26 protein-coding genes are annotated in these 24,991 nt (G+C 67.8%); 13 read left to right on the top strand and 13 right to left on the bottom strand.

Translation table 11 applies throughout. The features are described from left to right. Positions 1-3: 3 nt before the first annotated feature. Together NV1_RS11260 and NV1_RS11255 are read left to right on the top strand one after the other, a co-directional pair. Complete coding sequence (locus NV1_RS11260) at positions 4-972, top strand: lysophospholipid acyltransferase family protein (RefSeq protein ID WP_245713657.1); 969 nt, start codon at positions 4-6, stop codon at positions 970-972. Between the two features lie 256 nt (positions 973-1,228). After that, positions 1,229-2,047: a SigB/SigF/SigG family RNA polymerase sigma factor gene (locus tag NV1_RS11255; protein ID WP_067889154.1), complete on the top strand. Its 819-nt coding sequence runs from the start codon at positions 1,229-1,231 to the stop codon at positions 2,045-2,047. Here the strand turns inward: NV1_RS11255 and NV1_RS11250 are convergent. Further along, entirely contained in the window at positions 1,991-2,905 is a 915-nt protein-coding gene (locus NV1_RS11250; protein WP_084525281.1) for an NAD(P)-dependent oxidoreductase, read from the bottom strand. The genes NV1_RS11255 and NV1_RS11250 overlap by 57 nt on opposite strands. A gap of 250 nt (positions 2,906-3,155) precedes the next feature. Continuing rightward, positions 3,156-4,628: an aminotransferase class I/II-fold pyridoxal phosphate-dependent enzyme gene (locus NV1_RS11245; RefSeq protein WP_067889146.1), complete on the bottom strand. Its 1,473-nt coding sequence runs from the start codon at positions 4,626-4,628 to the stop codon at positions 3,156-3,158. 241 nt (positions 4,629-4,869) lie between these two features. Here NV1_RS11245 and NV1_RS44505 point away from each other — a divergent pair, with 241 nt between their 5' ends. Further along, positions 4,870-5,025 (top strand): DUF6131 family protein, encoded by a 156-nt coding sequence (locus tag NV1_RS44505; RefSeq protein ID WP_169813313.1) that lies wholly within the window; start codon positions 4,870-4,872, stop codon positions 5,023-5,025. Between the two features lie 86 nt (positions 5,026-5,111). Here the strand turns inward: NV1_RS44505 and NV1_RS11240 are convergent, their stop codons facing one another. From NV1_RS11240 to NV1_RS11230, 3 genes are all read right to left on the bottom strand, one after another. Then, positions 5,112-6,284 carry an AI-2E family transporter gene (locus NV1_RS11240; RefSeq protein WP_084525276.1) on the bottom strand — a complete coding sequence of 391 codons (1,173 nt, stop codon included), beginning with the start codon at positions 6,282-6,284 and terminating at the stop codon, positions 5,112-5,114. A gap of 15 nt (positions 6,285-6,299) precedes the next feature. Beyond that, a complete protein-coding gene (locus tag NV1_RS11235) occupies positions 6,300-6,866 on the bottom strand; it encodes a hemerythrin domain-containing protein (RefSeq protein WP_067889143.1) in 567 nt (188 codons plus the stop codon). A 241-nt stretch (positions 6,867-7,107) separates the two neighbouring features. Next, a complete protein-coding gene (locus NV1_RS11230; RefSeq protein WP_067889140.1) occupies positions 7,108-7,308 on the bottom strand; it encodes a hypothetical protein in 201 nt (66 codons plus the stop codon). Between the two features lie 305 nt (positions 7,309-7,613). Here NV1_RS11230 and NV1_RS11225 point away from each other — a divergent pair, with 305 nt between their 5' ends. Next, complete coding sequence (locus NV1_RS11225) at positions 7,614-8,561, top strand: helix-turn-helix transcriptional regulator (RefSeq protein ID WP_067889137.1); 948 nt, start codon at positions 7,614-7,616, stop codon at positions 8,559-8,561. A gap of 25 nt (positions 8,562-8,586) precedes the next feature. On the opposite strand, the gene NV1_RS11220 is transcribed toward NV1_RS11225, so the two are convergent. The 3 genes from NV1_RS11220 to NV1_RS11210 form a co-directional block, all read right to left on the bottom strand. Further along, positions 8,587-8,895 (bottom strand): zinc ribbon domain-containing protein, encoded by a 309-nt coding sequence (locus tag NV1_RS11220; RefSeq protein WP_067889249.1) that lies wholly within the window; start codon positions 8,893-8,895, stop codon positions 8,587-8,589. Positions 8,896-8,946: 51 nt separating this feature from the next. Further along, complete coding sequence (locus NV1_RS11215; protein ID WP_067889134.1) at positions 8,947-9,375, bottom strand: hypothetical protein; 429 nt, start codon at positions 9,373-9,375, stop codon at positions 8,947-8,949. A 238-nt stretch (positions 9,376-9,613) separates the two neighbouring features. After that, on the bottom strand, positions 9,614-10,216 hold the full coding sequence (locus NV1_RS11210) for a mycothiol-dependent nitroreductase Rv2466c family protein (protein WP_067889131.1): 603 nt from the start codon (positions 10,214-10,216) through the stop codon (positions 9,614-9,616). 126 nt (positions 10,217-10,342) lie between these two features. Between NV1_RS11210 and NV1_RS11205 the strand changes: the two genes are divergently transcribed. From NV1_RS11205 to NV1_RS11185, 5 genes are all read left to right on the top strand, one after another. Beyond that, positions 10,343-12,496: an MMPL family transporter gene (locus NV1_RS11205; protein ID WP_084525275.1), complete on the top strand. Its 2,154-nt coding sequence runs from the start codon at positions 10,343-10,345 to the stop codon at positions 12,494-12,496. 64 nt (positions 12,497-12,560) lie between these two features. Continuing rightward, positions 12,561-12,830: a metal-sensitive transcriptional regulator gene (locus tag NV1_RS11200; protein WP_067889125.1), complete on the top strand. Its 270-nt coding sequence runs from the start codon at positions 12,561-12,563 to the stop codon at positions 12,828-12,830. 157 nt (positions 12,831-12,987) lie between these two features. Then, on the top strand, positions 12,988-14,214 hold the full coding sequence (locus tag NV1_RS11195) for a cysteine desulfurase family protein (RefSeq protein ID WP_067889122.1): 1,227 nt from the start codon (positions 12,988-12,990) through the stop codon (positions 14,212-14,214). Beyond that, a complete protein-coding gene (mnmA, locus tag NV1_RS11190) occupies positions 14,211-15,335 on the top strand; it encodes a tRNA 2-thiouridine(34) synthase MnmA (protein WP_067889118.1) in 1,125 nt (374 codons plus the stop codon). The genes NV1_RS11195 and mnmA overlap by 4 nt, the downstream gene beginning before the upstream one ends. Positions 15,336-15,444: 109 nt before the next feature. After that, positions 15,445-16,488, top strand: a complete 1,044-nt coding sequence (locus NV1_RS11185) for a methionine synthase (protein WP_067889115.1) — start codon at positions 15,445-15,447, stop codon at positions 16,486-16,488. Positions 16,489-16,506: 18 nt separating this feature from the next. On the opposite strand, the gene NV1_RS11180 is transcribed toward NV1_RS11185, so the two are convergent. After that, the gene (locus NV1_RS11180; RefSeq protein WP_084525280.1) at positions 16,507-16,854 is read right to left on the bottom strand and encodes a hypothetical protein; all 348 of its coding nucleotides are present in this window, start codon (positions 16,852-16,854) and stop codon (positions 16,507-16,509) included. A 70-nt stretch (positions 16,855-16,924) separates the two neighbouring features. Continuing rightward, entirely contained in the window at positions 16,925-18,169 is a 1,245-nt protein-coding gene (locus NV1_RS11175) for an AAA family ATPase (RefSeq protein ID WP_067889112.1), read from the bottom strand. A gap of 116 nt (positions 18,170-18,285) precedes the next feature. Between NV1_RS11175 and NV1_RS11170 the strand changes: the two genes are divergently transcribed. Then, on the top strand, positions 18,286-19,095 hold the full coding sequence (locus NV1_RS11170) for an ArsR/SmtB family transcription factor (protein WP_067889243.1): 810 nt from the start codon (positions 18,286-18,288) through the stop codon (positions 19,093-19,095). A 193-nt stretch (positions 19,096-19,288) separates the two neighbouring features. Here the strand turns inward: NV1_RS11170 and NV1_RS11165 are convergent, their stop codons facing one another. Further along, positions 19,289-19,708 carry a PPOX class F420-dependent oxidoreductase gene (locus tag NV1_RS11165; RefSeq protein WP_067889109.1) on the bottom strand — a complete coding sequence of 140 codons (420 nt, stop codon included), beginning with the start codon at positions 19,706-19,708 and terminating at the stop codon, positions 19,289-19,291. 41 nt (positions 19,709-19,749) lie between these two features. Then, positions 19,750-20,382, bottom strand: a complete 633-nt coding sequence (locus NV1_RS11160; protein WP_067889240.1) for an SAM-dependent methyltransferase — start codon at positions 20,380-20,382, stop codon at positions 19,750-19,752. A 184-nt stretch (positions 20,383-20,566) separates the two neighbouring features. Between NV1_RS11160 and ligA the strand changes: the two genes are divergently transcribed. Then, positions 20,567-22,726, top strand: coding sequence for an NAD-dependent DNA ligase LigA (gene ligA / locus NV1_RS11155; RefSeq protein ID WP_067889105.1), 2,160 nt, complete (start codon positions 20,567-20,569; stop codon positions 22,724-22,726). Between the two features lie 247 nt (positions 22,727-22,973). Further along, positions 22,974-23,468 (top strand): GNAT family N-acetyltransferase, encoded by a 495-nt coding sequence (locus NV1_RS11150; protein WP_067889102.1) that lies wholly within the window; start codon positions 22,974-22,976, stop codon positions 23,466-23,468. A gap of 47 nt (positions 23,469-23,515) precedes the next feature. On the opposite strand, the gene NV1_RS11145 is transcribed toward NV1_RS11150, so the two are convergent. Next, the gene (locus NV1_RS11145) at positions 23,516-24,166 is read right to left on the bottom strand and encodes an ACT domain-containing protein (RefSeq protein ID WP_067889099.1); all 651 of its coding nucleotides are present in this window, start codon (positions 24,164-24,166) and stop codon (positions 23,516-23,518) included. A gap of 482 nt (positions 24,167-24,648) precedes the next feature. On the opposite strand from NV1_RS11145, the gene gatC reads away from it, so the two are divergent. Further along, positions 24,649-24,945 carry an Asp-tRNA(Asn)/Glu-tRNA(Gln) amidotransferase subunit GatC gene (gene gatC / locus NV1_RS11140; RefSeq protein ID WP_067889096.1) on the top strand — a complete coding sequence of 99 codons (297 nt, stop codon included), beginning with the start codon at positions 24,649-24,651 and terminating at the stop codon, positions 24,943-24,945. Positions 24,946-24,991 lie beyond the last annotated feature (46 nt).

Here is a 24,991-nt window from a genome sequence, read left to right as displayed (position 1 = left end):
TCGATGTCCGCGTTGGTATCTCCGGGATCCGCGGGGTTATCGTGCCCGCCCGCCGAGGCCGTGCACGCCTGGATGCCGTCGAGTCCCTGCGTACCCGGTTGCGTCGAGACCGTGGCCGAGGTGGGGTCGTTGCGCGTCGCCGTTCGGGTGATCGGTGCGTTCGGGCTGCTGTTCGCCTTCCCGGTGGTCAACCTGGTCACTCCGCGCAGCCGTCGGCGCACCCTGCATCGGCGCTACGCGCGTGCCGTATTGCGTTGTTGCGGAATCGGATTGCGGGTCGTCGACGAGCGTGGTGCGAACTCCGAGCCGAGTGAGTCCGCCGTCGGCGCGGCTGCCGCCGACCAGGCGCTGCTGATCGTCGCGGGGCATGTCGGCTGGACCGATGTGCTGGCGCTGGCGGCGGTCCAGCCGATGGGATTCGTGGCTCGGGCGGACCTGATCGAGTGGCCGGTGCTCGGCGGTCTCGCGAGGCTGATGCGGGTGATCCCGATCGAGCGGGAGCGGTTGCGCGGGCTCCCGGACGTGATCGGAGCCATCGCCGCGCGGCTGTCCGCGGGCGAGCGCGTCGGGATATTCCCCGAGGGCACCACCTGGTGCGGCCGGGCACACGGCCGGATGCGCCCGGCGCTGTTCCAGGCCGCGGTGGACACCGGCACCGCGGTGCAGCCGATCCGGATACGCTATCTGGATCGAACCGGCGAGCTGTCCACCGTGCCCGGTTTCGTCGGCGTCGACACCTTCCTGGACTCGGTCGGCCGGGTGCTGCACTCGCGCGGCGTGGTCGTCGAACTGACGCTGCTGCCCGCCGAAGCCCCGGGCGAGGACCGGCACGATCTGGCCCGCCGCTGCGAACGCGCGATCCGCGGCGACGAGACTCCGATCATCGACGCCGGCGTCACCGCCCTGGGGACAGGTCCGACCCGGAAGATCGTCTCGGACAACGATATTCACCACCCTGCCGAGATCTCCTGAGGCATTCTGCCGAAGGTTCGACACCGCAGGCCGACCCGTCCCGGGCCGGCCTGCCGTATCCTGTGCCCGCTGCTGCGGGAATCGAGCGTGCCACCGCTCCCGACCAGCGTGTTCGCGTTCTGGATCGGGTCTTTCGTAATGCGCACTGACCGGCTGGGCCGGTTCCTGCCAGACTGAAGGTCGCGACCTATCGATGCGGCGACGTTGAATCACCAGCGCCTCGCCGCGCGACGGACTCGGTCGCTGAAGGCATCTTATGACCTCGCAAATCACCACCGAACCGACGTCTGCGTCGCGTTCGAACCGCGGCCGCGACAGTTACGACGGTCTCGAGCCGTGGTTCGAGAAACTGGCCACAATACCTGAGAACGATCCCGAACATGCCCGGCTGCGCAAGGAGATAGTGGACCGCTGCCTACCCTTGGCCGACCACATCGCGCGCCGCTACAGCCGAAGGGGGGAAACCTTCGAGGATCTGTTCCAGATCGCGTCGCTGGGCGTCGTCTTGGCGGTGGATCGTTTCGACCCGTCCCGGCAGAGCACGTTCATGTCCTTCGCGGTGCCCACGATCATGGGCGAGGTTCGCCGCCACTTCCGTGACCGCACCTGGATGGTGCGGGTGCCACGCCCGGCCAAGGAACTCCAGGCGGCCATCGGTCCCGCGACCGAACGACTGGCACAGCGGCTGCACCGGATGCCCACGGTCACCGAACTGGCCGCCGAGCTGGACGTGGACCGGCTGGAGATGACCCAGGCTTTGCTGGCCGCGAACGCCTACAGCGCCGATTCGATCGATAGCTCACCGAGCGATGCCGATCACGAGCCGACGACCGCCCGGGTCATCGCGGAACTCGGCAACGAGGACGACGGTTACCAGCTCACCGAGGACGCACTCGCGATCGGCCCATTGCTGCGCGAACTGCCGCCCCGGGAAAGAACGGTGTTGCGGCTGAGGTTCTTCGAGAATCTCACTCAGGCCGAAATCGCCGAACGGATCGGCGTATCCCAGATGCAGGTCTCACGGCTGCTCTCCAGGACGCTCACCGGTCTGCGTCGCCGGGCGCTCGCCGACTGAGACCCGGTCGGGGGCCGGGTGGCCGAGTTCGACGATCGCGGTCAGGTCCGCGGTGTCCCAGCCGTCCTGCGCGACGCGCAGGTACGCCTCGCGCGCGGCCCGGGTGAGCGGGAGTTCACAGCCGTCGGGGACGAGGTCGAGGGCGTGGCCGAGATCCTTCGCTCCGAGTACGGTGGTGAACCAGCCGTCGTGTCCGGGATCGAACAGGCCGTCGATTCGGTTGTGCAGGCCGGCCGGGACCATCAGCGATTCGCGCAGCAGGTTGCGGAGCGTCTCCTCCTCGATACCGGCCGCGCGGGCGACGCGCGCCGCCTCGGCCACGACGGCCAGGCCGGTCATCAGCAACTGATTGTTGACCAGCTTGACCACGGCCGCGCGAACCGGGTCGTCGCCGGTGTCGACCGGCCCGGCGAACAGCTGCCAGACCGGTGACAGGGCCGTCCGCGCGGAGCGCGCGCCGCCGATGACGAAGGTGGCCTTGCCCGACGAAACTGCCTGGGGCGCACCGAGAATCGGTGCCGCGACCAGACGGTCACCGTAGTGACGATGCAGCTGCGTCAGCGTATGCGCGGACACGGTCGACATGATGGCCACGACCGTGTCCGCCCAACTCGGCCGGGCCGCGTCCTCGGGCGCCGCGACGTCGATGACGCTCCGATCATCGGCCGTACAGACGAAGACGGCATCGGTGCCCGCCGCGATGTCGTCCGGAGAGGCCAGTTCCCGGGCGCCGCGCGCGACCAACCCGTCGGCTCGGCCCGGCGTGCGGTTCCACACCTCGACCGCATGTCCGGCCTCGAGTAGCCGCTCGCCGAGCGCACGGCCCATTCCGCCCATTCCGAGAACTGTCACCCGCATGATTGCCCCTTCTCCCGTCATGTTCAGCTATCGCGGTCGCCGCCGAGTTCGTCGACGATCGGGTCGGCGGCAACGTCCTTCTCCTGTTCGGCGAGCCCGGGACAGGTGTGAGTGGTCACCATGACGAACCTCCTGTGACTCGAAAGCGGTGCGCACAGTCTTCGCCTCGACGCGGTACCCGGTGCCGTATCCGGGCAAACCTGGTATCGAACGGGCGGGCGGATTTCGGATGCACGGGCGTCGGAGGTGTTCACTTTCGCGCGGTGCGGGCAACCACGCGGACGGTCTTCAATTCGGGATCGGCGGCGTCGGGGATGTTCATCCCCGCAGCGACGCCGGTCCGCAGATAATCGAGCACGGCGGTGTCCAGACATTCACCGGGAACGACGGCGGGGATGCCGGGCGGGTACGGGGTGAGCTGTTCGGCGGCGATACGCCCGACGGCGTCGTCGACCGGGATCATGTCCGCGGGACCGAAGAACGCGTCGCGGGGCAGCATCACGCTGTCGAGCTGGAGTTCGTTCGGAGACGGTAATCGAATTCCGTGCGGTGCGGGGTTACCGAGCTGTGCGCGCCAATCGGTCAGCGCCCGCACGAGTTGATCGATGCGCTCCGGGGTGTCGGCCATGGACAGTGTCGCCAGAACTCGTCGGTGGTCGCTGAGACCGAGGTCGATCCGTCGGTGGTCGCGCAGCCAGTCGGCGGCGTCGTAACCGGTGGCGCCGGTGGCCGACACGTCGGTCAGTACCTGCAACCGATCGAGGTCGTGAGATGCCTGTACGCCGAGCAGTGCGTCCTCGGGGACCTCGACGTCATCGATGGAGTTCAGCCTCTCGCGGGTGCGGCGGGCGAGCTCCAGGGCATGACCGAGTGATTCCTCCCCGTGTTCGACCATCTGCCGACGCCAGGCGTCCAGGGCCGCGTAGACGAGCACGTTCGGGCTCGTGGTCATCAGCAGATCCGCGCATTCGCTCAGACGCGTCGGGTCCACGAGGTCACCCTGCAGGTGGAACACCGAGCCCTGCTCGAACCCCATGCCCATCTTGTGCACACTGACCACACATACATCGGCGTCGGCATCCATTGCCCACGTGGGCAATTCGTCGTGGAACGGCAGATGCGCACCCCATGCCTCGTCGACGATGAGCGGTTTGCCGCGCTCGTGGCACACCTCGGCGATACCAGCGATGTCGGCGCAGGTGCCGTAGGGGCTCGGGCTCACGATCAGTGCACCGCATGCGTCCGGATATCGCTCCCAGGCTCGGCGTACCTGCTCGGGCGAGGGCGGATGGGAGAAATGGCGGTCCGCATCCCAGCGCGGTGTGATCCATCGAGGCTGCACACCGGAGAAGATCAGCCCGGCGACGATGGATTTGTGACTGTCGCGAGCCACGAGCAGCCCGCCGTCGTGCCCGCCGGCGACAGCCATCATCGCGGCCTTCACCGACAGCGAGCTTCCGCAGGTCGAGAAGAACGCGGAGTCCGCGCCGACGGCGTCGGCCATCAGGGCCTCGGCGTCGGCGAGGTATCGGCCACGGGACAGCCGGTCGTCCAGGCCGGGACTGGCCAGCACGTCCGATCCGAACGCATCCTGCCCGAGGACCTCGATCGCCCGGCGATCGGCTCCGCGCCCCTGCCGATGACCGGGCGGCGTGAATCCGTAGCGGCCGCGGCGATGGTAATCCGCCAGCGCGGCCAGGATCGGAGCGTGGGAATGGTCCATATCCGCGAACTACCCGCTCATGGCGCGAGCACACCCGGCGATACGTCACCGGGGGAATTCATCCCGGCCGCCGGGTTCGGCCGCGAAATTCGGGGTATTGCGCTCGACGTCGCAGGTTCCGGCGAGTGTCATGAGCGCATTGATGCGAGTGGCACCGTACGGCGGACGGCGCCCTTCGTCACCAGCGTGGGGTTTGCAGCAAGCGGGTCGCGGGCCGGCTCGTCAGTGTAAGGAGTTGTTCATGATCGTCATCGGAATCATTCTTCTGGTTCTAGGTTTCATCTTCGGAATCCACATCTTGTGGATTCTCGGCATCATCGCGCTCGTGGTCGGATTGGCGTTGGCGCTGCTCGGGGCGCTGGGACGCCCGGTGGCGGGCCGTTCCCACTACTTCTAGCCGATCCGTCCGGATGGTCCGACCCCACGTGGCTGAAGAATAAAAGGTGGCCCCAGGTTTCCCGGGGCCACCTTTTTCGGGGTTGGTCATCGGTCCAGCGACGGAAGCACGGTTTCGCGGACCACGAGCAGCAGCGCCGCGGCGACCGGGATCGCCAGCAGTGCGCCGATGACGCCGAGCAGTGCACCGCCCAGCAGTACCGAGACCACTGTGACCAGCGCCGGCACCCGGACCGTGCGGCCGATGATGCGCGGCACCAGCAAGTAGTCCTCGATCAGGCGCAATGCGATGAAGAAGCCGACCGTCGCGATCATGACCGGGAACGACACCGTCAGCGAGACCAGCGCGACGATGACGCCCGCGACGGTCGAACCGACGATGGGGATGAGATCCAGCACCGCGACCAGCACGGCGAGCACCAACGCGTACGGGACGTCGAAGATGAGCAGCCAGATGATGGTCGAGATACCGGTGATCAGCGAGATCAGCAGGTTTCCGAGGATGTACGCGCCGACCTTCGCGAAGATCTCGTCGCCGATCAGAATGGCGCGAGGGCGGCGTTCGCGCGGGAACAGCCGGTACACACTGCTGCGAACCCGGGTGAAGTCGGCCAGGAAATAGGCGGTCAGCACGAAGACGACGACCGTCGCCGTCGCCGCGCCGAAGACCGCGCGCCCGAGGTCCAGGACCCCGCCGGCCAACCGGGACGATTCCGAACTCAGCGCACGCCGAACCTGATCTTGCAGGTGGAACCGCGAGTCGAGGTTGCCGACGACCTGATAACGGTGCGCGAGATGGTGCATGTAGTCCGGCGCGTTGTGGGCGAACGCGCCTGCCTGCGAGGCCAGCGGTGAGATGACGGCGGCCAGAAATCCGGCGATCAGCCCGACCACCAGCAGCAGGACCAGGGTGACCGCGGCCCACCGCGGCAGCCGGTGCCGGACCAGCCACGACACGGCGGGCTCGAGACCGATCGCGAAGAACAGCGCGACCGCGATCAACAGCAGCGCCTGCCCGGCGGTGAGTATCGCCTGGATCAGCGCGTAGGTCACCGCGACTCCGGCGGCGCCGGTCAATCCGACGATGAACGGGGAGCGTCGATCGAACAGGCGGCCCGGCTGCCCCAACGGGTGCGCGGGGGTGCTCGCCCGTTCCGCCGCGGCCTCCGCTTCGACGATCGGCTCGCCCTCACGCGCCGAATGTGGTTGTCCCACAGCGGAATCGTGAGCACCGTCCGCCGCGTCGAACTCTGTTGTCATAGCTGTTCTCGGTACTCAGTCGCCGGCTTTACGACTCCAGTCGCGAACCATGTCGCGCACGCGATCGAAGACCGCCAGGGGCGGGCCGGCGATGAGATTGGCCACCGCGCTCTCTCCGCCGCTCGGGTGCGGCCTGGTGGGAGCTATGGCCTCGGCGGCGCGCACGAGCGTGGCGAGCCGGGTGAGTTCGGTCCGGCCGCAGTGTTCGGCGAGGTGGTTGAACTCCTCTTTTTCCTCGTTTCGCGCGTGCTCGATGACGTCGTGGGCGAATGCCTGGAATTTGGTGTCGAATTCGACGTTCTCCACGCCCAGTTCGTACAGGTCCGACAGCACTTGTTTGGCTTGGTGCTCCTCGGCCAGCCGATTGTCGACGATGCCCTGATCGATGCCGGACTGTCGGACGAAGGGGTGCACGATCTCCTCTTCGGCGCTTTCGTGCACGGCCAGCAGGCGGACCAGATCCTCGAAGGGTTCCCGCTTGGCGGTGCTCGGGGTGGACAGGATTCGGTGGAGCAGCTGCTCGATCTGATCATGTTGTGCCAGAAGCAGATCGATGACGGTGGCGTCGGTGTCGTTTCCCATCTGATTTCTCTCTCGTCTCGGGAGCGTGTCCTTGCGACCTACCCGCACGCCGGGCACTCACACCGTCGATTCCGGCTCCATCGCACATCGAGGTGCACCCCTGTCGGCCTCGGCTCGCGGGAACGGTGAGGCATGGCGCTGTCCAGCGGCCGCGCCGACGAGGCGCGAGGCCGGGCGACGTCCGTCGCCCGGCCTCGCGGTGAGCCGTCATCGACGCGCGGTCGATCCATCGGCTCGTTCGTCAATGACCGCTGTGGCTGTGCTGGCCACCCCTGGCCTTGGCTTCGGCCGGCTGCGCCTCGGCGCCCTTGCGCCCCGCCTCCCGAGGGTCGGCGGCATTGCGTTCGCCGAAGCTTCCGGTGCTCGCCCGGCCACCGCGGCTCGCCTGCTCCTCGGTGTCCGAACGGTTCCCGAACTGACCGGGATTGTTCCGGTCCGCCATTGCTGACCTCCTTCACGGTCGGAATACGCGACAACCACTGCCGCGCTGTGGCTTCGATCGCCACGACAACGCGCTACCCGAGCTGTTACGCGCTATGCGTGTCGCCGTCGATTCGATTCATCTGGTTGTTGCCGGGACGGCGGTGGCGAGGATTACAGTGGGCGCCCGACCTCGGCGAACAGGGCCGATGTCGGTTTGTGGCAGACAGTGCTGGGTATCCTGAAAGCTCGACAGTATTGAAGCCCTGCGGACGATGTGGTTCGTCGGCTCCGAGCGGTCGCCGGGGCAGAGGAGGACGCAACGGCATGGGTATGAAGTTCAACAGTGGCAGCCTGGCCGACACCGAAGAGTTCCTGAACCGGAACTACACAACCATGCAGATCGGCAATGCCACCGAAGGGCCGATCCGTAGTCGTATCACTCGTGATGTGGTCGGAACCGTCAGTCTCGACCGCCTGGACGTGGGTTTCGACATGCGTTACGACGCCGATCCGCTCGGCAAGATCTGCCTGTGCGGTGTGGAGACGGGGTCCATCGAGGAGAACTACCACGACGAGGGCGTCACCGATGTGTTCGAGCCGGGGGAGGTCGGCATCCTGACGCCGCCGGAACTGCGGTATTCCGGTGTGGTTCACCGCGCCCGCTTCACGATCACCATGTTCGATCCGCACGAGTTGACTCGCGTCGCCTCGGGCGAGAATGCCGGCGCGGCGCGCGTGTCACTGATCGGACATCGCCCGGTGTCCGCGGTGGCCGGAAGTCGGCTCAGGTCCGCGATCGAGCATGTGCGACAGCTGTCCGACGGGTACGACGGCGAGGTGCCGCGGCTGGTCGCGGCCACCGCCACGCAATATCTGGCGGCCACGGTTCTGGAGACGTTCCCGAACACCGCCGCCGGACCCACGCCGGGGGAGGGCCTTGATGCCCACCCGGCCACCGTCCGGCGAGCGGTCGCGTACATGGAGTCCCATATCCTCGACGACATCGCGGTCGGCGATATCGCTGCGGCGTCCTATGTCACGGCGCGCACCCTGCAATTGGCATTTCGCCGTCATCTCGACACGACTCCGATGGAGTATCTGCGCCGGATGCGACTGCACGGTGCGCACGAGGAACTTCTCGCCCGGTCCGTCGACAGTGGCGCGACGGTCGGTTCGATCGCGGCACGGTGGGGATTCGGACATCCCGGCCGCTTCGCCGCGCGGTATCGGCTGCGTTACGGGCACGCCCCGGGTACGACTCTCGAGAACTGACGCCAGGGACGAGGGCGCGCGTCGATCAGTGGCCCTGCCGCTCGGCAACCGAGGGCATCCGCCGATTGGTGCGCCGCCGTTCCAGCAGCAGCCAGCTCACCCCGGCGAGCGCGCAGACCGCGCAGATCACCGCGCAGATCACGGCCCAGCCGGCATAGCCGTACCCCGCCGCGGTGAGCGTGAGGGCGAGCGCGACCATGGCCAGTCCGCACAGGATGATGCCGGGGACGTTGTAGGTGTCCTCGATGCCTTCGCCGGCGTGGTGCCTGCGCGAGAGCCGGCGTCGGTTGCGGCGTGTGGTCGGTTCGATACGGCGGTTCTGGGGTTCGGTCATCGTCTCTCCCACAGGATGGTGTCGACAGGGAATCGGCATCGATACGAAATGTCAGTCGGGCGGCTCCTGGACCTGCTCCTGCGGGCCGCTCGGTTCGTCGGCCGCTGTTCCGAGGTCTTCGGCGTAGGTGCGCGCACCGAGCTTCCAGGTATCCGATTCCCGCAGGTCGGCCGTGAGATCCGCTTCCTGCGAGTCCTGGTCCGGCGGCTGCGGGGCCGTCGCGGTGCCGACGAGATCGGGCTCCTCCTCGGCGAGGCGCTCGGCGAGCGGTCGCGCCCGCGCCTGCTCCGAGGACGTCATGCCGTACTTGTCCGCCCCCGACCAGTCTTCGGGCGGATCCATCGCCCGTTCCAGCGGGTCCTGCCGAAGCCGGTCCTCGTCGAGATCCTCGGCGCTGTTGAGCGCGGCCGGGTCGGTTTCCACCGCATCCGGTGCGCCGGTGTCCTGCGGCGGATCGTAGGTCTCTCGGGGATCGGTCATGGCTTCCTCCTTCCGACCCCGACGAGCTTCCCGCGGTTGGCGTCGTCAAACTCGAATCCGTCATAGGGTTCGAATCGGGCCCTATCCGGCGCGATCACCGACTACGGCGGTGCGGTCCGAATCACCCGGAACGGCGGCGATTTCAGCGACGTGCTGTGGTCGGCCGACCGGATCTCACAGCTCGCGTCCGGGTTGCGGGGGACGGGAGCCCAGCCATGGGCGAGGGTCGCCTACCGGATCAGGCATAGATCTTCGGCGGGCCCGAATGTGGTCGCTGGACAGTCGCGAACGCCGGTGTCGCGGCGATGTCGATCAGCGCGCGCAGAAGCGTGAGTCCCTGCTGCGGGCTGGGAATTTCGGTGAGTACCGGGCCGAAGAGACCTCGGCCGTCGAACACGCTGATCGGGCATCCGCCGCGGTCGCCGAGGGCCTGCTGTCCTGCCTCGTGCGTCCGGGCAACCGCGTCGTCGAGTGCTTCGTCGTCCAGTGCGCGACCGAGCGCCGGGTCCATGCCGAGTTCGCCGAGTGCGGCCTCGATCGTCTGCTCGGTAGCGGGTTCGCGGCGGACGTGGATCCGGGCGCCGAGCTCCTGATAGAGCCGGGCGAATCCGCCCGTGCCGTAGCGGTCGGTCACCGCCGCGAAAACTCGTCCCAGGCGGCGGGAGCGGTCCATCATCGCCCGCTGATTCTCGGCGAGATCCTCTCCCTCGTTCAGTACCGCCAGGCTCATCTGTCGCAAGGTGAGCTTCGTATCGGCTGTGTCGCTCGCGGTCGTCGCCCACTGGGTGGTGACCCATCCGAACGGGCAGACCGGATCGACATACAACTCGATTTCCGTCATTCGTCCTCCTCGCACCGCAATTCCGGCGGCCCTGTGACCGAGGCCGCCTTTACTCATTTATACCCCAGGGGGTATGTTCGAAGCCAATGACCAACATACCCCCAGGGGTATCAGAACGGAGAATTGATGACCGACTCTGGGATTGTTTCGCCGCCGGAGGTCACCCCACGGGGTACCGGCGGAGTGCTGGGCAGGTTGGGTGCCACGATGGCCGGTCGGGCCAAGCTGGTGTTCGGGGTATGGCTGATCGTGCTGGTAGCGCTGGGCGCTGCGGCGCCCAGTGTGTTCAACTCGCTCGCGGGCGCGGGGTGGCAGGCAGACGGGTCGGCTTCCGTGCAGGTGCGCGAGCTGGCTCAGCAGCACTTCGGCGGTAATTCGTCGGCCGCGGTGCAGGTCGTGGTGCATTCGGACACCAAGGCCATCGAGGACCCCGCGGTGCAGTCCGTGCTCGGGCGGGCCACCGCGATCTTCGCCGCCGATTCCCGGTTCGGGGAGGTCGTCGCTCCGCAGCCGGGGGCCTCGATCAGTCGCGACGGGCACACCGGGATCCTCATCGCCGGCGCCGCCGCCTCACCCAACGACATGGTGAAGGCGGTCGATGACCACAAGAGCGCGTTGACGGCGTTGTCCGGCAACGGAATCGAGGTCTATCCGACCGGTGCGTCGGCGCTGTGGAGCGATTTCAACAAGGCCAACCACGAGGCGATGCTGAAGGCGGAGATGTTCTCCTGGCCGGTGACCCTGGCCATCATGGTGATCGCGTTCGGATCGCTGGTGGCCGCTGGACTGCCCCTGCTGCTGACCCTGGCCGGGTTGATCGCCTCGGCCGGCGGGCTGGTGTTGCTCAACCACCTCACGCCGATTTCGGTGTGGGCCATGAACTTCGCGATGATGTTCGCCCTGGCCCTGGGGATCGACTACGCCCTGTTCATCGTCGCCCGGTTCCGCGGAGCTCTGGCGACCGCGCCCGATGTGCGCGCGGCGGCGGCCGAGACGATGAGTACGGCGGGCAAGGCCGTCGTGCTTTCCGGGCTCACGGTTCTGGTGAGTCTGTCGGCGGTGTTGATCGTTCCCGCGCCCGCGGTTCGGACGATGGCGGTCGGGATCATGTTCGCGGTGGCGTTCGTCCTGGCCGCGACGTTGACGCTGCTGCCCGCCGCGTTGGGGGCGCTCGGCCACAAGGTCAACGCGGGATCGCTGCCCAAGGTCGGGCGTCAGCACCATCGCTCACCGCGGTTCGCCGCGTGGGGGCAGCGTCTGCACGACCGGCCCTGGCCCTTCGCGATCGGCGCGTTGCTGGTACTGATCGCCTTGTCCATCCCGGTGGCCGGTCTGAAGGTCGCCATGCCGTCGATCCAGGTCGTTCCCTCGGACGCACCCGTACGCCAAGGATATGAACTGGTGCAGGCGCAACTGGGCAAGGGGGCGCCGGGAGCATTGCAGATCATCGCACCCGCGGCCGAGTCCGCCCAGGTCTCGACGGCGGCATCGGCGGTCGACGGCATCGCGATGGTGACGCCGCCGCAGACTGCCCGCGACGGCAGCGGCCTGGCCATGATGCAGGCGCTGCCGACCGTGGACCCGTCCGATGCTCGGATGGGCGGCATCTTGGACCAGCTGCGTGAGCGGCTGCCGGCTGGAGCGCTCGTCGGGGGCGCTCCGGCGGAGAACCTGGATCTGCAGCACGCGCTGAACCATTATTTCCCCATCATCGTGGGAATCATCCTGGTCCTGGGCTTCGCGTTGCTGCTGGTCGCGCTGCAGGCCCCGTTGGTCGCGGCCATGGGCACGGTGGTCAGCCTGTTGTCGACCGCTGCCGCCTTCGGCGTGGCGAAACTGATCTTCCAGGACGGACACGGTGCGGGCCTGCTCGGTTTCACCCCGCAGGGTTTCCTCGACGGCTGGGGGCCGGTGTTCTTCTTCGCGATGATCTTCGCTATCGCGATGGATTACACGGTGTTCCTGCTCGCCACGGCGAAAGAGCACTACGAACGATCCGGCAGTCCGGCTCATGCCCTCGTCGACGGCATGGCCCACTCCGGCCGGGTGATCTTCGCCGCCGCGGCGGTCATGGTCGCGGTGTTCTTCACCTTCGCGCTCGCCCAGCCGCTGCCGCCGAAGGAGATGGGCGTCATTCTCGGGGTCGCGGTGCTGCTCGACGCCGCCGCGGTGCGCCTGGTGCTGCTGCCGGTACTGTTGCGGCTCACCGGTCACCACGCCTGGCGGTCCCCGCGATGGCTGTGCGCGGTATTGCCGTCGATCACCTTCGCGCACCACTGAGGTGAACCGCCCAGCATACCCCCTGGGGTATGCTGGGCGGGTACGGAACGAGAGGACTACCGCCATGGTGGGTAACGAAGAAACGATCACGCTGGTACTCAATCGGTTGCGTCGCGCGCAGGGGCAGCTCGGCGGCGTGATCGCCATGATCGAACAGGGACGGGACTGCAAAGAGGTCGTCACTCAGCTCGCCGCGGTATCCCGTGCGCTGGACCGGGCCGGTTTCAAGATCGTCGCCACCGGTCTGCGCGAATGTATGACCGGTGAAAGCGCCGAGGGCGCCGAAGCGATGAGCGAAGCCGAACTCGAGAAGCTCTTCCTCGCGCTCGCCTGACCCGGCCGATGGCGATTCGCCGCGTGCAGCGCTGCACAGCGGGCCGCGGGAATATCGGAGGAGGCTCATCGGGTTACGCACGCTGAACATGTTGTGTGGAACCCGGAGGGATACCCCTGAGATGCCCAGGTCAACGGTCGGATAGGCTTGTGCGGTCATGAAGTCGGTCTTCCCGGGTCCGGTCGGTGCGGTGCCCCAGACGGTCTACCTCGACCACGCGGCCACAACACCCATGTTCCCCGCCGCCGTCGAGGCCATGACGGCTGTTCTGGGTGCGGCGGGCAACGCGTCCTCATTGCACGGGTCCGGGCGCGTGGCGCGGCGACTGCTGGAGGAGGCGCGCGAATCCATCGCCGCCGATCTGGGGGCGCGGCCCTCGGAGGTGATCTTCACCTCCGGCGGCACCGAGAGCGATAATCTCGCGGTCAAGGGAATCTACTGGGCGCGACGTGACGCCGACCCGAAGCGCACCAGAATTCTGGTCAGCGCCGTGGAGCATCACGCTGTGCTGGATGCGGTCGAATGGCTCGAACAGCACGAGGGCGCCCGGGTGAGTCTGCTCGAGGTCGACCGGGAGGGGCTGGTCTCGCCCCGCGCGTTGCGGGAAATATTGACCAAGCATGCCGGTGAGATCGCGCTGGTCTCGACGATGTGGGCCAACAACGAGGTCGGCACGATCGAACCCATCGCCGAATTGGCAGCCGTGGCACAGGAATTCGGCGTGCCGCTGCACACCGACGCGGTGCAGGCCGCCGCCCAGCTGCCCATCGATTTCGCCGGGAGTGGCGCCGCCGCGGCGAGTTTCGCCGCGCACAAGGTGGGCGGACCGCACGGCGTCGGCGTGCTGCTGCTGGGCCGTCAGGTGGGCTGCGTTCCGCTGCTGCACGGCGGCGGTCATGAACGCGATCTGCGCTCGGGGACCTCGGATGTGCCCGGTGCGGTCGGCATGGCCGCGGCGCTGCGCGAGACCGTGCGGGGATTGCCCTCGCGCACAACGGAATTGACCCGCCTGCGGGACGACCTGATCGCCGGTGTGCGGGCCGCGGTTCCCGACGTGGTGCTCAACGGGCCCGCCGAGCTGCGGTTACCGGGTATCGCGCACTTCACCTTTCCCGGCTGCGAGGGTGATTCACTGCTGATGCTGCTGGATGCGGCGGGGATCGAATGTTCCACCGGATCGGCGTGCAACGCGGGGGTGGCCGCGCCCAGTCACGTCCTGCTGGCGATGGGCGCGCAGGCGCGCGAGGCGCGAGGTTCGCTGCGATTCTCGTTGGGGCACACCTCGACCCGGGCCGATATCGACAGAGTTCTGGAGGTGCTGCCGCCCGTGGTGGGCCGTGCGCGGGCGGCGGGACTGGCGAGTGCGCAGGGAGGTTCGCGATGAGAGTGCTCGCGGCGATGAGCGGCGGCGTCGATTCGGCCGTAGCGGCCGCACGCGCGGTCGACGCAGGTCACGAGGTGGTCGGCGTGCATCTGGCGCTGTCCGCGACACCCGGGACGCTGCGCACCGGCTCGCGGGGCTGTTGCTCCAAGGAGGACGCCGGCGATGCCCGCCGGGCCGCTGATGTACTCGGAATCCCTTTCTACGTCTGGGATTTCGCCGATCGCTTCAAAGCCGACGTGATCGACGACTTCGTCGCCGCGTACGCCGCGGGCGAGACGCCGAATCCGTGCCTGCGCTGCAACGAGAAGATCAAGTTCTCCGCCCTGGCCGACCGCGCGGTGGCGCTGGGGTTCGATGCCGTGGCCACCGGCCATTACGCCCGCCTCGAGGACGGTGTGCTGCGTCGCGCGGTGGATGCCGACAAGGATCAGTCCTATGTGCTCGCGGTGCTGACCGCCGAGCAGCTCTCGCGCGCGATGTTCCCGGTCGGCGACACCCCGAAGCCGCAGATCCGCGCCGAGGCCGCCGAACGCGGTCTGGCCGTGGCGAACAAACCCGATTCGCACGACATCTGCTTCATCCCGTCCGGTGACACCCGCGCGTTCCTGGGTGCGAAGATCGGCGTCCGGCCGGGCGCGATCGTCGACTCCGACGGACACCGGCTCGCCGAACACGACGGCGTGCACGGCTTCACCATCGGCCAGCGCAAGGGCCTGGGCCTGCCCGGCCCCGCGGCGGACGGCCGCCCGCGCTACGTCACCGATATCGATCCCGAATCCGGGACCGTGCGCGTCGGCGGCGCGGACGAGCTGAACGTGTGGACCGTGCGAGCGGATCGCGCGATCTGGACTTCCGGCGAACTGCCCGAGGGCCCGATCGAGTGCATCGCGCAGGTCCGCGCGCACGGCGGCACCGCGCCCGCGATCGCCGAGGCGATCGGCGACGGCCTGGTGGCCCGGCTGCGCGAGCCGCTGACCGGAGTCGCCCGAGGTCAGGCCGTGGTGCTGTATCGCCCCGATACCCTCGGCGACGAGGTCATCGGCAGCGGCACCATCACCGGGGCCGACCGCGAGCGGGACGACCGCGGTACCGCCGAACTGGCGTCGGACACCAGTCGGTGAGGATTTCGCGATCGCTGCCGCGCGGCGTCGAGCGTTGGCGCGCAGTGGATATCGAGCGGTGGCGCGCAATGGACGCCGCGTGGACCGGCATCGATCGAGGGGTAGTGCGATGAGTACGGGGCAGGTCGAACAGTTGTTGCGCGGTGGTGTCGCGACGGCGGTCGGGTCGTGGCCGGGCACGGATTCGCGCGAGGCCGCCGCGACGATCGTGGGCGAGTTGGGCGATCTGGCTCACCTGGTCGAATTGCCCGGTCGCGGAACGGGTTCGGACATGATCGGGCGGGCGTCGGCGCTGCTGGTCGACCTGCCGTTCGACGCCACGACGCGCGGATATCGGCTCACCGCGCGGCCGGGTGCGGTGTCCCGGCGCGCTCGGGATCTGCTGCGGACCGATCTCGATGCGCTCGAGGAGGCCTGGGAGGGTACGGGTTCGGTGGGAGCCGGGCGGACGGTCAAGCTGCAGGCGGCGGGTCCGCTGACGCTGGCGGCGCAGCTCGAGCTGGGCAACGGGCATCGCGTGCTCACCGATTCCGGTGCGGTGCGCGACCTTTCCGAATCACTGGCCGAGGGACTGACCCGGCACGCGGCCGAGGTGGCCGCGCGACTCGGCGCGAAAGTCGTTGTGCAACTGGATGAACCGTCCTCTACCGCGGTGCTGGAGGGATGGCTGCCCGGGACCAGTGCGCTGGATTCGGTGCGTGCTGTCCCCGCACCCGAGGCGCTGTCCGTCCTGGATTCGGTGATCACCGCAGTGCCGGCCCCCGTCCTGGTACACACCTGTGCGGACCGGCCCGCCCTGGAATTCCTGCGCGGAAGTGCCGCGGCCGCAATCGGTTTCGATCTCGCTACCATTGGTACCCGCGACCTGGACGATATCGGCGAACTCCTGGAGACCGGAAAACAGCTGGCGCTCGGGCTGATTCCCGTCCAGTCTCCGACGACCCCGATCACCTGGCGCGAACTGGCCGAACCGGCGGTCCGCCTGGTCGACCGCCTCGGCGTAGGCCGCCGAACCCTCGCCGACCGCGTTCTGATCAGCCCCGCCTGTGGTCTCGCGAACACGCCCCTGGCCTGGGCTCGCCGGGTATTGTCCCTGGCCACCGAAATCGCCCGCGCCTTCGCGGAGGATCCCGAATCGCTGACCTTCGACTGAGCGTCGGGGTTCGGCCGCTCAGGAGCCCAGTGGCGGGCGAGCTCCCGGATGTGCGATCTGCCAGTGTCGCGGTTTGCCGGGCGGGTAGCTGACCGGGATCTCGTCGCCGGGGCTGGGCCACTGGTTGACGTCCCAGGCGTAGCGGCCGTAAACCGTCTCCCCGGGGACCGAGGGACCGGTGAGGGTGCCGGTGATCGTCACGTACTGCTCGCCCTGCGCCGCGGGCCGGGGGCTGACGCCCGTGACGTGCAGGGTGCCGGATTCGGTGTTCGCGCGTGGCGACCCGCCGCGTCCGCGCAGGTACAACATCACCGTGGCCGCCAGCGCACCGGCGATCACCACGATGAACACGATCTGCAGCAGCATGGTGACCATGCTAGGCGTTGCCGGTGGCGGGCCGCGCTGGGCGACCTCGGCCCGCGGCGCCTCGACCCGGTCAGTGCGCGGTCAGTTCACTGGTTCCGCTCGTAGTGCGACGTAGCTGCCAGACGGTGGTGCGGCGGGATGAGCGGCCGTTGCCCCGATCGACCAGGGTTCGGTTACTGGTGGTGTAGATCAGTTGTGCGCCACGGGAATTGGTCTCCGGATTCTGGAACAGGTGGATGAGCCGGTCGGCGGTGTCGCCGGACAGGTGGGTGTCGATATCGTCCACGGCCAGCACGCGACCGGTGTCCAGGGCGTCCAGGACGGTGGGCAGCAGGCGCAGCAGCGCCAGCGTCGCGGTGGACTCGTCGGTGATGTCGAACGGAGTGTCGATGCCCGCGTGCACCAGGCCGAGGCCCGCGCCGCGACGGTTCACCATCCGGGTGTACAGCGTGTCGCGGGCCGCGCGCAGATTGCTCAGTTCGCGTTCCAGCGCCGTCGGGCTGAGTCCGTGTGTGCTCTCGAATTGCACCGCATATCCGGGCGAAGCCAGGCAGGCATCGAGTTCCTTTGCCGCCCCGGCGATTTCGGCGTCCAGATCGCGCAGGTAGTCCGCGTACATCGGGTCGGGCTCGGCGATGAGCAAATCCTCGATACCCGATTCGGCCGAGCGCAGCAGGGTCAGCAACCGAGCGGCGGTCTCCGGCGAGCGGGACAGATGACCGGCGAGGCGGCGGGCGGTGGCCTGCGCGTCCTCCCGGCCGCGCAGTACGTCCAGTTGTGCGGAGAACCAACGGTAGGCCGGCACCAGCGCCTCGGCGTACATCTGCCCGGCCAGGCTGAGCAGCAACGCGTTCGGGCGCACCAGCGGCACCAGCGCGCCGATGCCGTAGCGCACCGGTTCGAACTGCGGGCCGATGCGGATCTGCTCGCCGTCGCGCTCGAAGACGATGCGTTTGCGATTGTGCGGGTGGCTGTGCAGCCATTCGGCGCTGACGTCGGCGTTGTCCAGCCGGAATCCGTACGTGTAGGGGACGCCCTCGGCGATGAACGTCGCGGTGAACTCCGAAGGCCGCTCGGCGAATCCGAGATGCGGGGTGCGCACCGGGCCGGCATACGGGTCCCAGCCGGTGACCGAGTTCAGCACCGCCTCGCGCATCTGGCCCAGTGCGTCGACCAGGCTCGACTTGCCCGAGGCGGCCGGGCCGTGCACCGCGGTCACGGGTGCGGGCAGCGCCGCGGCCCGGGTGCCGACCAACCGCAGTTCCTGCGGTTCGGCCAGCGATCTGTGATTGGTCACCTGAAAGTTGCGCAGCACGGGTGTGATCCTGCCGCCCGCCGTCGGAGGTCCCGACACCGGGTGTTGACATGCAACCATTTGGCTGCCTAATATCTGGATATGCATCCGAATGGTTGCATATGGAGGATGGTGATGTGGACGAGGTGTTCAAGGCATTGGCCGATCCCAGCCGCCGCCGATTGCTCGACAGTTTGAACGCGGACAACGGTCAGACCCTGCGCGAGCTGTGCGCCGGGCTGGCGATGACCAGGCAGGCCGTCAGTAAACATCTCGCGGTGCTGGAGGCGGCGAATCTGGTCTCCACCCGCCGCCGCGGCCGGGAGAAGTTGCACTATCTGAACGCCGAGCCCATCAACGCCATCGCCGATCGCTGGATCAATCACTACGACCGTGGGCGAGTGCATCTGCTCGCCGACCTGAAATCCACATTGGAGAGCGTGACCATGACCGAATCCGACGAATTCGTCTACACGACCTACATCGAGACCACCGATCGTCAGCTGTGGCAGGCACTGACCGATCCGGCCTTCACCAGCCGCTACTGGGGCGCGAGTTTCGACACCGACTGGCAGCCCGGCTCGCCGATGACCTGGTCCCAGCGCGGCTGGACCGGCAAGGACCCCGAACAGGTCGTGCTCGAGGCGCGGCCGTACCGACTGCTGTCCTATACCTGGCACACCGTCGACCAGGCATTCGCCGACGAATTCGGTTTCAGCGCAGCGGATTTCGAGAAACTGTCCAGTGAGCCGCGTTCGCGGGTGCGTTTCGAGATCGAACCGCTCGGCGGCCAGGTGAAACTGACCGTGGTGCACAATGGGTTCGGGCCGGGCAGCGCGATGCTCGCGGGCATCACCGAGGGCTGGCCCGCGATCCTGGCGAACCTCAAGACCCTGCTGGAAACCGGCGAGGTGCTGCCCGAGATCCCGCAACCCGGTCAGGCATAGTTCGCCGGCCCGCAGGACCTGCGCGACGCGATCGAAAACGTTCGGGGGCTCTGCCGTATCGAACTCGAAAACGTCTGCGGCGGTGCGGAGTTCCGACCGCCATGCGATATGTGACACGCGAAGGGCCGGCGGTCTGTGCCGGTCGTGCAGCGCAGGTGAGTCCGGAAACCACAGCGGCGCCGTCGGATTCGGGTCAGGGGAGCATACCGTAGGCGCGGGTGGGGGTGATGCGGGCGATCACGCGGCGGTCGGCGACCATGGCTCGGCGGTAGTCGTCCCAGTCGGGGTGTTCGCCGGACAGGGCGCGGTAATAGTCGATGAGTTCGGTGACGGTCGCGTCGGCGGGGTCCGCGGCGACGGGGGTGAGTTCGACGTCGCCCTCGATCACCGCGTAGGCCCAGAAGTCCTCGCGGGTGATGTGCAGGGCGGCCCAGGGTTCGCGGCGCAGGTTGACGTATTTCGCCCGGTCCGCGGTGATCGAGATGCGGATCGGACCGTCGTCGGCGAGCCAGTGGGTGACGTTCGACAGCTGTGGTCGGCCATTCCCGCGAATGGTCGTGAGCACCGAACGGGTGTGTGCGCGGGCGAAGTCCAGGGCCGTGGCGAGTTCCATATGGTCTCCAACCAGTGCACCCGAGGCGGTGTTCCCGCGAATCAGGGCTTGCGGGCGACGGCCGCGTACCCGGGAACCTGGGCGTCCCGCGATTTCGGCGGCTCGACAGGCACTCGCCACCGGTGGATGGGTACCACTCCGGGATCGAGAAGTTCGAGACCGTCGAAGAATCGGGCGATCTCGCTCTTGGTCCTCGGGTGGCAGTGCATACCGCGCTCCCGGTACACCTTTGCCGTGGCCGCGACGCCCTCCGGATCGAAGTCGCCCGTCAGATGCGTCATGACCAGGTGCGATCCGGGGGCGAGTGCGGCTGTCAGGGTCGCGATGATCTCGTACGCGTCGGGCACGAAATTCATCAGTGCGATCACCGACAACCCGATCGGCTGATCGAAATCCAGGGTGTCGCGCGCGGCGTCGAGTATCTCCTGCGGGCGGGTGGCGTCGGCCTGGATGTAGCTGGTGCGCCCTTCGGGCGTTCCCTTCATCAGAGCGCGCGCGTGGGTGAGCACGAGTGGATCGTTGTCCGCGTAGACGACCCGGGCGGCGGGCAGCGCCGCGAGCACCTTCTCGGCGGCCTCGGCATCGACCTGGTAGTGATCCTTTCCACCCAGGTAGTAGTCGTACATCCGGGCGATGTGCGGCTCGTTCGGATTCAGGTCGGACGTCGCTGGCATGTTGTCAAGGTACAAGACCGGCAACGGCTTTCGCGCCGGAACCACGGTCGGTCCGAGCCGCTCGCTGACCGGCTCGGACCGCTGTCCGGCGTACCCGCACTTCTCGGGGTCGTCGCAGGTCGCGCCGAGTGTGTCGGTGGGTTCGGCTAGTGTTCGACCCGTGAACGAGCTGACCAGGGAATCGGTGACATCGGAGGTATCCGGTAGCGAGATCAGCGCGGCCACCGGCGATGAGCGCGTGCAGTGGCAGGAGCTGGCCGAAGAGGTGCGCGACCATCAGTTCCGCTATTACGTGCGTGATGCGCCGATCATCTCCGACGGCGAGTTCGACGCGCTGTTCCAGCGCCTGCTGGCGCTCGAGGAGGCACATCCGGATCTGCGCGCCCCCGATTCGCCGACGCAGTTGGTCGGCGGCGGTTTCGCCACCGAATTCACCGCGGTCGACCACCTCGAGCGCATGCTCTCGCTGGACAATGTGTTCGACGCCGAGGAGATGCGCACCTGGATCAGCCGGGTGGAGGCCGAGACCGGTCACGACACCCACTACGTGTGCGAAGTGAAGATCGACGGCGTCGCGCTCAACCTCGTCTACGAGAACGGGCGGCTCGTCCGCGGCGCGACCCGAGGCGACGGCCGCACCGGTGAGGACGTCACGCTCAACGCTCGCACCATCGACGACATCCCCGCCGAACTCACGATCACCGAGGAGTTCCCGATCCCCGTGCTGTTGGAGGTGCGCGGTGAGGTGTACTTCCGGCTCGAGGACTTCGAGAATCTCAATGCCGCCATCGTCGCGGAAGGTAAGGCGCCGTACGCGAATCCGCGTAATACCGCCGCGGGTTCACTGCGGCAGAAGGATCCGGCGGTCACCTCCCGGCGGCGGCTGCGGATGATCTGTCACGGATTCGGCCGCATGGAGGGTTTCGGCCCGTCCTCACAACACGAGGCGTATCGGGCCCTGGAGGCGTGGGGGCTGCCGGTCTCCGCGCACACCGTGCGGGTGCAGGGCGCCGACGCGGTGCTCGAGCGCATCGCCTACTGGGGTGAGCATCGGCACGATATCGAGCACGAGATCGACGGCCAGGTCGTCAAGATCGACGAGATCGCGCTACAGCGCAGGCTCGGCTCCACCTCCCGCGCCCCGCGCTGGGCGATCGCCTACAAATATCCGCCGGAGGAGGCCACCACCAAACTCCGCGATATCCAGGTCAACGTGGGCCGCACCGGCCGGGTCACCCCGTTCGCGGTGATGGAACCGGTCGCCCTCGCGGGCTCGACCGTCGCGATGGCGACCCTGCACAATGCCGCCGAGGTCGTCCGCAAGGGCGTGCTGATCGGCGATACGGTGACCATCCGCAAGGCCGGTGACGTCATCCCCGAGGTGCTCGGACCGGTGGTCGATATGCGCGATGGTTCCGAGCGCGAGTTCGTAATGCCCACGCACTGCCCCGAATGCGGCACCGAACTGGCCCCGGCGAAGGAGGGCGACGCCGACATCCGCTGTCCGAATCAGCGGCATTGTCCGGCGCAGTTGCGCGAGCGGGTGTTCCACATGGCCGGGCGCGGCGCGTTCGATATCGAATCCCTGGGCTACGAGGCCGCGGTCGACCTGCTCAAATCCGGCGTCATCACGGACGAGGGCGACCTGTTCGGCCTCTCCGAGGAAAAGCTGCTCACCACAACGCTTTTCGTGAACAAGGACGGCGGCCTCTCGGCCAACGGCCGCCGTCTGCTGCAGAATCTGGATTCGGCCAAGGACCGTCCGCTGTGGCGGGTGCTGGTGGCGTTGTCCATCCGGCACGTCGGGCCGACCGCGGCGCGCGCACTGGCGGCCGAATTCGGCAGTATGGAGCGTATCGAACAAGCATCGGGCGAGGAGCTTGCCGCGGTCGACGGCGTCGGCCCGACCATCGCGGCGGCGCTGATCGAATGGTTCACCGTCGACTGGCATCGCGCCATCGTGGAGAAGTGGCGTGCCGCGGGCGTGCGCATGCAGGACGAGCGCGATACCTCCATCGAACGTAATCTCGAGGGCCTGTCGATCGTGGTCACCGGTTCACTGCAAGGCTTTTCGCGCGACGAGGCCAAGGAGGCCATCCTGGTGCGCGGCGGTAAGGCGGCCGGCTCGGTCTCGAAGAAGACGGCCTTCGTGGTCATCGGCGACGCACCCGGTTCCAAGGCGGCCAAGGCCGAGGAGTTGGGGGTGCCGATCCTGGATGAGGCGGGATTTCGCACGTTGCTCGAGAGCGGTCCCGAAGCGGTGACATCCGCCGAGCCGACCGGCGATGAATCCGAGGGTGCCACTGAGCACGGTGGCGTCGCCGAACACGAGAACGCGGAATGAGCGCGCGAACCACGACCGACCGGCCCGTCGCGACACAGCGCGAAGTAACGTCTACACGAACGGAGCCGGGCGGCGAATCGCGGCGGGAGGATGTGAGCGTTCCAGTGACCGAGGGCATCGGAAGATCGTCGATCAGGCGGCTTCTCGGCTGTCGGAGAAGTCCGATGCCGGTGCCGTCGACGGGCAGGGCATGCCTACGTGGTCACGCGACCCGCGCGACCGCGCGATGGACCGGTGAGGTGCGGTGATGAACGCGCAGCTGACGATCCTCGCCGCACGCGAGGAGGAGTTCGCCGACGTCGGCGCGCTCACCGTCGGAGTCTACGTCGGCGAAGGGCATGTGCACTCCGAGAGCCCCTATGTCGCAGAACTTTTCGACACGTCCGCGCGTGCGCGCTCGGCGCTGGTGCTGGTCGCGTCGCGAGCGGGTGAGGTGGTCGGTTCGGTGACGATCGCGCGCCCGGGGACGCCGTTCGCCGATATCGCACGGGCGAACGAGCTGGAATTCCGGATGCTCGCGGTGGATCCGCGAGCACGCGGCGCGGGAATCGGAGCCGCGCTGGTGGGCGCGGTGATCGACACGGCCCGCGCGGAGGATTTCGACGCGGTGGTGCTGACCACCATGCCCGGTATGGCCGCCGCACGCCGGATGTACGACCGGATCGGCTTCACCCATGTACCCGAACGGGATTGGGCGACCGAGAAGGGCCTGCCGTTGACCGTCATGCGTTTGGCGTTGTAGCCCTTCGCATTTCGTCGGCCGGGTGAGCGCGCCGATCGGGCGAGCGCTCAGCCGAGAACGGTGGCGACGATGCCGGAGAGATAGCCCAGCCGGGCGATCTCGGAGGGGCGGAAGTCGGGCCCGCCGGGACGGCCGAGCATCAGCACCTTGCCGGTGTTGCCGAGCGGTGCGGCGGCGAGCTTGGTGTCCATATCCTTCCAGATCTGCGGCACCCAGTCGGCCTCGCCGTCGAGGGCGACCGGCTTCTCCAAGGGCATCCAGGGAGCCGTCGCCGCCTGCGTTTCGGGTGCGCTCTGGCTGCCGACCAGCCGATACGCGCCCTGTGGACCCATATCCAGGACCGTGCTCCAGCCGACGCGCAGCACCCGCGGCAGACCGTCGACGAGCACCTGCAATCGATCGTCGCGCGCCCCGGCGACCTGGTCGATCAGCTCGAGTTCACGATGCGTGTCCAGCACCCCCGAATACGGGCGCAGGGAATCGACGTGGACGTCCTCGATCGATTCGGCCGCAGTGATCAACGTGTCGGGCAGGGCGCCCGGGGTGACCTCGACGACGATGTCATCGATGGCGTAACCGGCACCGCGGTCGACTACGTCGAGTGAGAGAATGTCCGCGCCTACCGAGCCCAAGGCGAGGGCGAGAGATCCGAGACTTCCTGGGCGATCCGGAAGTTGCACGCGGAGCAGAAATGACACGTGCGTTCCTTCCTTCCTGTGCGACCGAAACTTTCGGACGGATACCCGAGCCTGGTCATCTTTACACCCGTGATGTCGGGTAATCGACTCGAAGTTTCCGCGGTGACCTACGTCACTCGCATTGTGAGCCTGATCGGTCGTTCGTGCCACCGCAGTAGCGTTGACGTTGAGCGGACAACCTGACGTTCCACGCCATAGGCCGGGGCCCGCCCCGATTCCGGACCGACTGCGGGTCCTTCAGCGGTCACCTATCCATCGAATGCAGCGTCGATTACAGGGGTACCCGGTTCCGTCAACCCTCGATAACGCCAGCTCCGAGGCCGTGGCCCGGGTCGATTCCGGACCGTGTGGAGCGGAGGAGCGAAGCGGGGGCCGAAGACACGGTCGTGCGGGTGGACTCGCTAGGCTATCGGTGTCAACCGGCGCGATCGTCTCGATGCCGGACTTGTTCGATGCTCGAACCTGCCGAAAGGGGTCCCGCGGTGCCCGCCATCTCCCGCGACGAGGTTGCACACCTCGCCCGGTTGTCCCGGCTCGCTCTCACCGATGAAGAGCTCGACCTGTATGCGGGCCAGCTGGATTCGATCCTGAGCCACGTGCAGGTGATCTCGGAGGTCGCCGCCGACGTTCCCGCCACCGCGTCGCCGAATCCGACGACGAACGTGACTCGTGCGGATGTGCCGGTGGAATGCCTGACGCCCGATGAGGCGCTCTCGGGCGCTCCCGCGGTCGACGAGCAGCGGTTCCAGGTTCCGCAGATTCTGGGAGAGGGCGAATGAGTGGTCAGGGCCGGAGGCGGCAGCGGAGTGTAACCACGCAGGCCCC

Origin of the sequence: Nocardia vaccinii NBRC 15922 (assembly GCF_001613305.1) — a bacterium.
Lineage (GTDB): Bacteria > Actinomycetota > Actinomycetes > Mycobacteriales > Mycobacteriaceae > Nocardia > Nocardia vaccinii.
Note: the sequence above shows the minus strand (reverse complement) of the source record. Positions and strands in the feature narration are given on the sequence as shown.